Raw genomic sequence first — 10,284 nt, forward strand, 5'->3', positions numbered from 1 at the left:
CAGCGCCGCGGCGGCGCCACCCGCCAGCCGGATAAACCCTCGTCGATCAAGACCGCGCTCTTCAATTGCGCAGCATGGGCAGGACATCGAGTGATATTGGCTCATTGCGTTTGTCTCCATTTTTGAACGCAGGCCTATGCTAATCCGATTAACCCGCTCGTGGCTGATGCGGGACGGCGCCGGCATTTTGATAGCATTCAGCCTTCGTCAGCTGTTGGTAAGCCAGTGTGAAGCGTTTAGACCTCTCTGTTCTTCGACATTCCGGTTCAAAGCTGGCGGCTTGGATCAAGCCGTATGCCGCTATGTGCATTGCGCACTTGCGCCATCCCACGCGTCGCGGCGTGGGTCGCACGCTCGTGGCCATTCCCGCAGTCGCGCTGCTCTATGTGCTGTTGCTGATCCCCTTTACGCCGGGCATCGGGGATCTGCGTCGTGCCAAGATCGAGCAACCTGCTCAACTCTATTCCGCCGATGGCAAGCTGCTCGCCGAGTTTCGCCCGACCAACCGTGAATGGGTGCACCTTGCGGATATCTCGCCGAACGTGATCGATGCGCTGATCGCTACCGAGGATCATCGCTTTTATACGCACCACGGCCTCGACTGGCGCCGCACCGGGTCCGCTGCGCTGCACACGTTTTCCGGCAGCCGCCAGGGCGGCTCGACGATCAGTCAGCAACTCGCGCGCAATCTTTATCCCGATGAGATCGGCCGTTCGCAGACGCTCACACGCAAGCTCAAGGAAGCGATCACCGCGCTCAAGATCGAAGCGCTTTATACCAAGAGCGAGATCCTCGAAACCTATCTGAACACGGTGCCGTTCCTGTACAACGCGTATGGCATCGAAATGGCGGCGCGTACTTACTTCGATAAATCCGCCGGCCATCTGGATCTGCTCGAAAGCGCCACGCTGATCGGGATGCTCAAGGGCAATAGCTACTACAACCCGGTGATCAATCCGGAGCGCGCCGTGCAGCGCCGCAATACCGTGCTTGCGCAGATGGTCAAGTTCGGGCATCTGTCGCCGGCCGCTTATGAAACGCTCCGGCGCCGGCCATTGCGTATCGACTTTGAACGGCAGGTCGAGGCGCCCGGCCGCGCGCCGCATTTTGCGCAGCAGTTGCGCAGGTGGCTGATCGACTGGGCCGACAGCAACGACTACAACATCTATTCGGATGGACTGGTAGTGCGTACGACCATCGATTCACGCCTGCAGGCCATGGCGACGCAAGCGGTCATCTGGCAAGGCAGCCAGCTTCAGCCGATCGCCAATGCCGCATGGGGCGCGCGCAGCGGCTGCAATGGCGGCAATGCCGATGTGGTCCGCGCGTTCGTGCGCGAGACGCCGCAGTATCGCGCGGCGAAAGATGCCGGACAAACCGATGCCGATATCATCAAGCATCTCAACGCCGACCGCCCCTTCATGCAGGCGCTGTGCGACAACAAAACGCGTGTGCAGGCGGCGTTTCTCGCCATTGATCCACGTAACGGGCAAGTGAAGGCGTGGGTCGGCAGTCGCGACTTCAGCACGGATCCGTTCGATCACGTCCAGCAGGCGCGCCGCCAGCCGGGTTCCACGTTCAAGCCTTTCGTGTACGGCGCGGCCTTTGCGCAGGGCTCGAAACCGGACGATACCCTTGTCGACCAAGCCGTCGAGATCCCGCTTGCTGGCGGGGAAATCTGGCGTCCGAACGACGAAACGCCGCCAAGCGGACGGCCCGTGACGTTGCGCGACGGGCTTGCTTACTCACGCAACCGCATTACCGCACAACTCGTGCAAAACGTCGGCCCGTACAAGGTCGCGAGACTCGCACGTGCGATGGGCGTGCGCGACAGCCCGCTCGACGCGGTGCCGTCGCTTGCGCTCGGCACGAGCCCCGTCACGCTCAAGGAGATGGTCGCGTCTTACGGCACGATCGCCAATGGCGGCGCGCGTATCGAACCGATGCTTGTGACGCGTATCGAAAACCGCAAGGGCGAGGTGCTTGCGCAATTTGCGCCGAACAAACCCGAGCAGGCGCTCTCGCCAGCCGCAGATCATGAACTGCTCGACGTGATGCGGGACGTGGTGAATCGCGGGACAGGCACGGCCATCCGGAACCGCTTCGGCATTCGCGCCGATGTTGCAGGCAAGACCGGCACGACGCAGGACAACGCCGATGGCTGGTTCATCCTGATGCATCCGCAACTCGTTGCGGGTGCGTGGGTCGGTTTCAACGACAGCCGCGTGACGCTGCGCAGCGACTACTGGGGGCAGGGCGCGCATAGTGCGTTGCCTATCGTCGGTGACTTCTTCCAGCGCTCGTTGAGAAACCGGATGATCGATCCGCGCGAGCGTTTCGTGATGGAACCGCAAACCGGCTTCTTCGAGTCAATGCGCAACCGCTTGCACGACTGGTATCAACGCGTGTTCGCGCCGAAGCCCGAGCCGAAGGCCGCGCCTGTGAAGCGTAATCCGCCGCGCCGGATTGCGCCTCCGGTCGTGGCCAAGGCTCCGGCATCTTCATCAGCCCCGCAGCCACCCATCCTGCAGCCGCCGCACTCCGAGCCCAGCGACATACGCGACGAAGGTTTTGCCGGGCTGGTTCCGGACCTGGCGCCGACCATCGACCCGGCGAGCGCATCGGCGGCGCCTTAGCAAGGGGCTCTCGTAACCCGTCATCGCAACTGTGGGAAAATCCCGCATCACTTTCGACAGACGGATTACGACGATGAAAATAGCAGTGATGGGTGCAGGCGCAGTCGGCTGTTATTACGGCGGCATGCTGGCGCGAGCAGGACATGAGGTGACGCTGATCGGCCGCCCGAATCACGTCGAGGCGATCACGCGTGACGGCTTGCGCATGCAGACCCTGACCTTCGACGAACACGTGCGCGTGACCGCGAGCACGCACGCGAGTGCGGTCGAAGGTGCATCGCTCGTGCTGTTCTGCGTGAAATCCACCGATACCGAAAGCGCCGCCGCCGAAATCAAACCGCATCTCGCCAAGGATGCATTGGTGCTCGTCCTGCAAAACGGTGTCGATAACGCCGACCGCGTGCGCACGGTCGTAGCGCAGGAAGTGGCTGCGGCCGTTGTCTATGTGGCGGCCGGCATGGAAGGTCCGGGTCACGTGCGGCATCACGGGCGCGGCGACCTGGTGATCGAGCCATCGAATAAAAGTGAAGCCGTCGCCCGCGAGCTGATCGATGCGCAGATCCCCACCGAAATCTCCCCCAACGTTCGCGGCGCGCTCTGGGCCAAGCTGATCCTGAACTGCGCGTACAACGCGCTCTCCGCGATCGCGCAGCTGCCCTATGGACCCCTCGCCGGGAACGCAAGCATCCAGGCGTGCATGCGCGATATCGTCGGGGAATGCCTCGCAGTCGCGAAGGCGGAAAACATCACCATTCCCGGCGATGTCGATGCGTCCGTGCGCATGATCGCAGAGAAGATGCCGACGCAATATTCATCGACGGCGCAAGACGTCGCGCGTTCGAAGCCCAGCGAGATCGATCATCTGAACGGGTTGATCGTGCGGCTGGGGGAAACGCATGGCATCGCCACGCCGGCTAATCGCGTGCTGCACGCGCTCGTGAAGGTCATCGAGACGAAGTACGGCAGCCGCGCCTGATCCACGTCGAAACACGTCCGAACCGGCATCCTTGGTCGTTCCACATGGACATAAGCTCGATATGCAGGAATTTTTGGCCAATCTTTGAAGGCAGATGTAATTCGCCATAAAGTCCGGGCCTTTTCAGACGTTAAACGAACGCATACCTGACTTTCTCGCGTCGGGATTTACGTCGTCGATCCGGAGCATGTCAATGTTAGTGGGGAGTTTCGACAGCCTGCTGGTGCTGTTCTCTTTTATTGTCGCCGTATTGGCGTCGTACACGGCGCTCGACCTCGTCGGCCGGATCTCGAGCGCCGGGCGCGTGTCCGCCCGCTGGTGGCTGTGCGGCGGCGCGCTTGCAATGGGTCTCGGCGTCTGGTCGATGCACTTCGTCGGCATGCTCGCCTTTCATCTGCCGATCAAGCTCGGGTTCGATTTCGGCCTGACCGTGGTATCACTTCTGATCGCGGTTGCGTCATCGTTGCTCGCGTTGTGGATCGCCAGCCGGGACAATCTTCCGGGCAAGCACCTCGTCCTCGGCGCGTTGCTGCTGGGCGGTGGCATTGCCGCGATGCACTACACCGGCATGGCCGCGTTGCAGATGGAACCGGGCATTGTCTATATCCCGTCGCTGGTCGCCGCTTCCGTTGCAATCGCCGTCACGGCCGCCGGCGCGGCGCTGTGGATTGCGTTCCGGCTGCGCGCCTATAGCTCGCGCGTGCGCAGCTACCGGGTCGGCGCCGCGCTCGTGATGGGCGGGGCCGTCGTAGCGATGCACTACACCGGCATGGCGGCGGCGCGTTTTCCGTTGGGCTCGATTTGCGGCGCCGCGCGTGGCGGATTGCATAACGATACGCTCGCGCTGCCGATCATCGTTGTGACGATCGCCGTGCTTGCCGTCGTGCTGATCACGTCGGTGCTCGACCTGCGGCTGGAGATGCAGACCGCGGCGCTCTCGGCGTCGCTGGAAGAAGCGAACGAGGAGTTGTCGTATCTGGTCCTGCACGACAACCTGACCAAGTTGCCGAACCGCGTGCTGCTCGAAGAACGCCTGAAGTCCGCGATCGATTCCGCCAAATTGGCTGATTCCACCCAGCAGTGCTTTGCGGTGATGTTTCTCGACCTCGACGGTTTCAAGAGCGTGAACGATACCTTCGGACATGCCATCGGCGACCTGCTGCTCATGCAGACAGCCGACCGCATCCGCGCCAACGTCCGCTTGCAGGACACGTGTGCGCGGGTAGGAGGCGATGAATTCGTGCTGATCGCGAGCGTGCGCGAACCGGCCGATGCATCGATCATCGCGGACAAGCTGGTCTCGGCTATCGACGACCCGTTCAATGTCGCGGGACATGATCTGCGGGTCTCGGTGAGCATCGGCATTGCGTTGTATCCGGGTGACGGCGAGGAAGTCGAAGTCTTGCTCAAGAACGCGGACGTCGCGATGTATCACGCGAAATCCGTTGGCCGCAATCAGGCTTGCTTCTTCGAAGGTGCAATGAATACGCACACGGAAGATCACCTTGCGCTTTTGCAAGACCTGCGGCTCGCGCGCAAACGGCGTCAGTTCGTCCTGCACTACCAGCCGAAATTCGTCGCCCCGAGCGGACCGATCACGGGCGTCGAAGCGTTGCTGCGCTGGAATCATCCGACACGCGGCCTCATTCCACCCGACACGTTCATTCCGATCGCGGAGCGGACCGGTCTGATCGTGCAGATAGGGGAATGGGTTATCGACGAAGCGTGCCGGCAGGTTTCGCAATGGCGTCGCGCGGGGCGTCCCACGCTTACGATGGCCGTCAACATCTCGGCCCTGCAGTTCGGCAACGCGCGGCTCGTGCCGGCCGTGAAGAGCGCGCTGGAAAGGTATCAGCTCGAAGGCGACGCGCTGACACTGGAGATCACGGAATCGACGGCCATGCGTGACGTCGATACCAGCCTCGAGATTCTCGAACGCCTGCGTGCGCTTGGCGTGCGCATTTCCATCGATGATTTCGGCACCGGGTATTCGAGCCTGCTTTATCTCAAGCGCCTGCCGGCAAGCGAGCTGAAAATCGATCGCGGGTTCGTGAGCGAACTCGTCGCCGGCGGCGAGGACGCGGCGATCGTAGCGGCGATCATCGCGCTCGGACAGACGCTCAATCTGAAGATCGTGGCTGAGGGCGTCGAGACCGACGCGCAGCAGGATCTGCTGACGCGCCTTGGGTGCGACTCCTTACAGGGATTCCTGCTCGGACGCCCGATGCCCGCCCTCGAATTCGAAGGCCTTGGGCGCGCGATGCCTCAGAACGCGTGACGCAGGTCCACGGGGACAGCGCTTGCGTGTTCGTCGTGAATGGCGATGATGGAAGGCCTGAAGATTGCGTAGGGTCGTGAAATCAGTTACCCCCAGGGGAGGCGCCAGCGTGAAGATCGCAACGTTCAACATCAATGGCATCCGGTCGCGGTTGCCCGCCTTGCTTGAGTGGCTGGAGCGCGAAGCGCCGGATGTGGTTTGCCTGCAGGAGCTCAAGGCGCAGGACGGGGCGTTTCCCATCGATGAAATCCGCGCAGCCGGTTATGGCGCGATCTGGCATGGTCAGCAATCGTGGAACGGGGTGGCGATCCTCGCAAAGGGCGCCGATCCGCTTGAAAGCCGCCGCGGCTTGCCGGGCGGCGAGGACGATACCCATAGCCGCTATATAGAGGCAGCGGTCGACGGCATGTTGATCGGTTGTCTTTATCTGCCCAACGGCAATCCGCAGCCGGGTCCGAAGTTCGACTACAAGCTTGCCTGGTTCGAGCGTCTGATCGAATATGCGGCGACGCTTTATGCGAGCGGCCATCCGGTGGTGCTGGCGGGCGACTTCAACGTCATTCCCACCGACGAAGACATCTACAACACACGGTCGTGGAAGAAAGACGCGTTGCTGCAGCCCGAGAGCCGCGAATGCTATGCGCGTCTGCTGGAGCAAGGCTGGACGGACTCGCTGCGCGCGACGCATCCCGACGAACGCATCTACACGTTCTGGGACTACTTTCGCGAACACTGGAAGACGAATTCCGGCCTGCGGATCGACCATGTACTTCTGAGTGCGGATCTGGCGCCGAAGCTCCGTGGCGCGGGCGTCGACCGCTGGGTGCGCGACCAGCCGCATGCAAGCGATCACGCGCCAGTCTGGATTGAACTCGGCCCAAAACCGCGAAGCAGGGCGGCGAAAAAGAAGTGAGAAAAAGCGGGGCCTGAGGCCTTTGCGACAACAACGCAACATTTTTCGATCATTGCGATGCCGCCCTCCGGCCCGGCTCGCAACCACAGCGCGCAGGGCTTCCATCCATCTCAACACGCGCCTGCGGCCCATTCGCAGGCGATTGGGCATGCTTTGCCCGCTGCCCGCGGTATTGATGGAACAGTTTTGCATCATTTTCAAAAACGCCCTGCGCATGCCTTCCCTACAAGGCTTCGCACCGGGAAAGCCTCGATTTCCATGCATTCCGGAGCCCGCGAAGGGCCTCCGGCAAGGCATTTGGCAGACAAAAGTGATAGCAGGAATTAATCCGACGGATAAACGCGCGACCGTCCCGATCTGTTCAAAACTGAAACGTAAACCTTTACCCCCTGAATGTGCGCTGCTGCATAGCCCGGCTATGCCCTTGCTGGCATTGAGTTTGAGGCTCTCTGGCACGGTCCTCGCTAAGTATGTGGTGCAGCACTCGTTAATGTTGAAACAAAGAGAAACAAACGACAGGCACGAACTGCTTCGGGGCTGGCCAGGAATCGGGTTTTAGATTGATGCCGTCAGATGCATCACGAAATGCGAAACCGGCCGGAATAAAAAAACGGCGCACCGCGCAAAAATATAAAGAGAAGATCATCATGCTGACCCTTCAGTCCGACCTGCACGGCAATCATCTGTTGGGTGCGCTTCCCGCGCACGAATGGCAAGCGCTCACGCCCCACCTCGAGCTTGTTCAGCTTCGTACCGAGCAGTTGCTTTGCGATTCGGGACAGCGTATTCAGCATGTGTATTTTCCGACGACGGCCATCATCTCGCTTCTCCACACCATGGAAGACGGCGGTTCGGTCGAGATCGCAGCTATCGGCCGTGAAGGCATGACGGGTGTTCCAGTGCTGACAGGCGGCGACACGATGCCCACTCGCGTCCAGGTCCAGTGCCCGGGTTTCGCTTATCGCATGAGCGCATCGGCCTTGCGTGAACAGTTCGGCCGCTCGGACTTCCTGCGCCGCCTGATGCTTCTCTATATGCAAGCACTTCTGACGCAGGTCGCGCAAACCGCGGCGTGCAACCGTCATCACTCGCTCTCCAAGCAGTTGTGCCGCTGGCTGCTGATCGAGATCGACCGTACGCCGACTGACAATCTGCAAGTCACGCAACAAATGATCGCGGACATGCTGGGCGTGCGCCGTGAAGGCGTGACCGAAGCGGCAGGAAAACTCCACGATGCCGGCCTGATCCATCACAGCCGCGGCAGTATCAAGGTGCTTGATCGTGCGGGACTGGAGGAGCGTGCGTGCGAATGCTACGGCATCGTCAAGCGCGAGTTCGACCGCATGCTGCCCCGCATCCGCCAGACCGAAGAAGTCAGCTAAGCCTCTTACAGGCATGCGTCGTGCTGCCTCTGTCGGCCTTGACCGGATGCGGAGCGCAGGGTGACGAGTCGGATCGTTTCAGTTGTGTTGTTGCTTGCGTTCTTTGCCGCGATGGCGTTCGGTTATCTGGTGCAGGTGGGGCGCGTCGCCGTGCCCGATCGATACAACCCGTTCACACCAATCGATGTTCACGCACCCCCGGGACCGCTCACAACGTTGAAGATGTGGCGGACTACGCATGATGCAACACTCTGCGCGGCCGCACTCGAACAGTCGGGTCTTGTGTATCGGCCGGTTGCTGATACATCAGGGCCGGGCGGGTGTGTATTGAAGGATGTGGTGCGCATCACGCAATCGGAGAGTCTGCGTTTCAGCTCGCCGTTCATGGCCACTTGTCCGCTCGCGGTCGGAATCGCCTTCTTCGAGCATCAGTATCTACAGCCCGCCGCCGCCGAGCTTTACGGCGAGCGCGTGTCGCACGTGGAACATGTCGGCAGCTATGCATGCCGCAACGTCAATCATCAGCAGGACACGGCGCTCAGCCAGCACGCAAGCGCGAATGCCATCGATTTGACGGGCTTCGTGCTCGCCGGTGGCAAGCGCATCACGCTTGACGGTTGGGACGATGCTTCACGGGACGGGGCTTTCCTGCATCGCGTGCATGAAGGCGCTTGCCACGCGTTTCGAACCACGCTCGGTCCCGACTACAACGCCTTGCACAAGACGCATTTTCACGTGGACATGGGCCCGTACAGCATCTGCCGATGATCGCCCGCGGCAGGTACGGGTTGCATCGACTGGATTGTTGTCGAGAGTCTCTCGATCTCCGTTCGGCGGGTTTCTGCCAACGCGGGTTGACTCGTCAGCTGCAGGATCGAAAGCGACACGCGGCTATGCGTGAGGATGAATATGCGAATGTCGTAGGGAATGCTGCGCAGGAGTTGCATCGGGCCGTAGACCAGAAGCAGCGCGGCCATTTCGCATCGCGTGGACAATTGCACGAGCGGCAGTGCCGCGATCAGCAGAAGCAGCACAACATCGATCCATGACAGATTAAAGCGGTTTCCTGACCGGCGATATTGCTGCGCGTGCTTCGACAAAAAGCGCAGCGATTCTTGTGTGAACACGAGATGTGGCGGCATGTTCGGTTTTCCTTGAGCGATTGACCCGTGGACACTGGGTCTCGTAAAGGCAAACACTGGAACGGGCCGTTCTATTCCATCAAATTGCAAGCCGGTTATGATCGGACGACAGCCGCATGAAAGCGACCTCGTTCTCGCGCAAGGGCGCTGTCGACCGCGTCGAGCATGTCCTGGTCGCGAAACGGCTTCGTCAGGAAATCCACTGCGCCGGCTTTCATCGCCCGCACCGACATTTCGATGTCGCCGTAACCCGTCATGGATTACACCGGGATGCGCAGGCCGTCTCGCACCAAGTCGTCCTGAAGCGCCAGGCCACTTTCTTGCCGCAGGCGTACATCGAGGATCAGGCAGCTCGGGACGTTCGGCTTCGGGCAATCAAGACACTCCCGCGCGCCTGGCTCTTCACGATCATGCACAACCTGTTTGCGAACCAGCGCCGTCATGCATCCATGCACGCGATCCATGTGAGTGTCGATGACGAAGGCGTGCCGGAAACCGAGTTCGCGGTTGCGGCGAATCAGACTCATCGCCTTGAAGTGCGCGACCACGATGCAGCGCTGCAGATGCTTTCCATTGAACTTTTGCGAGGACGTGAACGACCGTGATTCCGGGCGCGAGCCACTCGGTCTACGAATCGCGTCCGAAGCAGGTCGCGGCTGTGATAGAAGATGCCGCTGAACATGCGCAACAGTGACGTGTGAACACAGTGGATATCGCCGCACGTCCTGCGCGAATTCGGATTTCACTGTAACGTCGCGACTTTGGGCGAGCGATTGAAGCAGATTGAAGCCGGCTGCGACGCTCGTGCCACGAAACCTTCGAATTTTTTAAACCCCGGGCCACGCAAGTGCCCCGGGATTTTCCATTGAGCATCCGGTTACCCATGAATCGACGTTTCCTGCAGCTTGCCATCGTGCTGGGCCTGCTCGTGCTGCTCTGCGCCGGCGTGATCACGGC

Annotated in this window: 7 protein-coding genes and 2 pseudogenes; 8 read left to right on the forward strand and 1 reads right to left on the reverse strand. The window is 61.0% G+C overall.

Annotated features, from left to right (window positions below):
* The first annotated feature begins 302 nt into the window (after positions 1-302).
* The 6 genes from ACFFAR_RS14410 to ACFFAR_RS14435 all read left to right on the forward strand — a co-directional run bounded on the left by ACFFAR_RS14410 (position 303) and on the right by ACFFAR_RS14435 (position 8,953).
* Positions 303-2,636, forward strand: a complete 2,334-nt coding sequence (locus ACFFAR_RS14410; RefSeq protein WP_174363013.1) for a transglycosylase domain-containing protein — start codon at positions 303-305, stop codon at positions 2,634-2,636.
* 73 nt (positions 2,637-2,709) lie between these two features.
* Entirely contained in the window at positions 2,710-3,612 is a 903-nt protein-coding gene (locus tag ACFFAR_RS14415) for a 2-dehydropantoate 2-reductase (RefSeq protein WP_174363012.1), read from the forward strand.
* A gap of 193 nt (positions 3,613-3,805) precedes the next feature.
* Positions 3,806-5,890, forward strand: a complete 2,085-nt coding sequence (locus ACFFAR_RS14420) for an EAL domain-containing protein (protein ID WP_174363015.1) — start codon at positions 3,806-3,808, stop codon at positions 5,888-5,890.
* 109 nt (positions 5,891-5,999) lie between these two features.
* On the forward strand, positions 6,000-6,803 hold the full coding sequence (gene xth / locus ACFFAR_RS14425; RefSeq protein ID WP_086386694.1) for an exodeoxyribonuclease III: 804 nt from the start codon (positions 6,000-6,002) through the stop codon (positions 6,801-6,803).
* Positions 6,804-7,450: 647 nt separating this feature from the next.
* The gene (locus tag ACFFAR_RS14430; protein ID WP_062002437.1) at positions 7,451-8,185 is read left to right on the forward strand and encodes a Crp/Fnr family transcriptional regulator; all 735 of its coding nucleotides are present in this window, start codon (positions 7,451-7,453) and stop codon (positions 8,183-8,185) included.
* 60 nt (positions 8,186-8,245) lie between these two features.
* Complete coding sequence (locus tag ACFFAR_RS14435; protein ID WP_375508041.1) at positions 8,246-8,953, forward strand: extensin family protein; 708 nt, start codon at positions 8,246-8,248, stop codon at positions 8,951-8,953.
* Here the strand turns inward: ACFFAR_RS14435 and ACFFAR_RS14440 are convergent.
* Positions 8,917-9,327 (reverse strand): hypothetical protein, encoded by a 411-nt coding sequence (locus ACFFAR_RS14440; protein WP_174363011.1) that lies wholly within the window; start codon positions 9,325-9,327, stop codon positions 8,917-8,919. The genes ACFFAR_RS14435 and ACFFAR_RS14440 overlap by 37 nt on opposite strands.
* Before the next feature lie 389 nt (positions 9,328-9,716).
* Between ACFFAR_RS14440 and ACFFAR_RS14445 the strand changes: the two are divergent.
* Together ACFFAR_RS14445 and ACFFAR_RS14450 are read left to right on the forward strand one after the other, a co-directional pair.
* Positions 9,717-9,905: pseudogene (locus tag ACFFAR_RS14445) on the forward strand (RNA polymerase sigma factor); the annotation flags it as partial.
* 17 nt (positions 9,906-9,922) lie between these two features.
* Positions 9,923-10,021, forward strand: a pseudogene (locus tag ACFFAR_RS14450) (alpha/beta hydrolase); the annotation flags it as partial.
* Positions 10,022-10,284 lie beyond the last annotated feature (263 nt).

The sequence above is a fragment of the uncultured Caballeronia sp. genome (assembly GCF_964243625.1).
GTDB lineage: Bacteria > Pseudomonadota > Gammaproteobacteria > Burkholderiales > Burkholderiaceae > Caballeronia.

What these genes read in the sequence shown, in the direction of transcription:
- ACFFAR_RS14410 (WP_174363013.1), top strand. Translation starts at nt 303, where the DNA reads ATGTGCATTGCGCACTTGCGCCATCCCACGCGTCGCGGCGTGGGTCGC.
- ACFFAR_RS14415 (WP_174363012.1), top strand. Translation starts at nt 2,710, where the DNA reads ATGAAAATAGCAGTGATGGGTGCAGGCGCAGTCGGCTGTTATTACGGC.
- ACFFAR_RS14420 (WP_174363015.1), top strand. Translation starts at nt 3,806, where the DNA reads ATGTTAGTGGGGAGTTTCGACAGCCTGCTGGTGCTGTTCTCTTTTATT.
- ACFFAR_RS14430 (WP_062002437.1), top strand. Translation starts at nt 7,451, where the DNA reads ATGCTGACCCTTCAGTCCGACCTGCACGGCAATCATCTGTTGGGTGCG.
- ACFFAR_RS14440 (WP_174363011.1), bottom strand. Translation starts at nt 9,327, where the DNA reads ATGCCGCCACATCTCGTGTTCACACAAGAATCGCTGCGCTTTTTGTCG.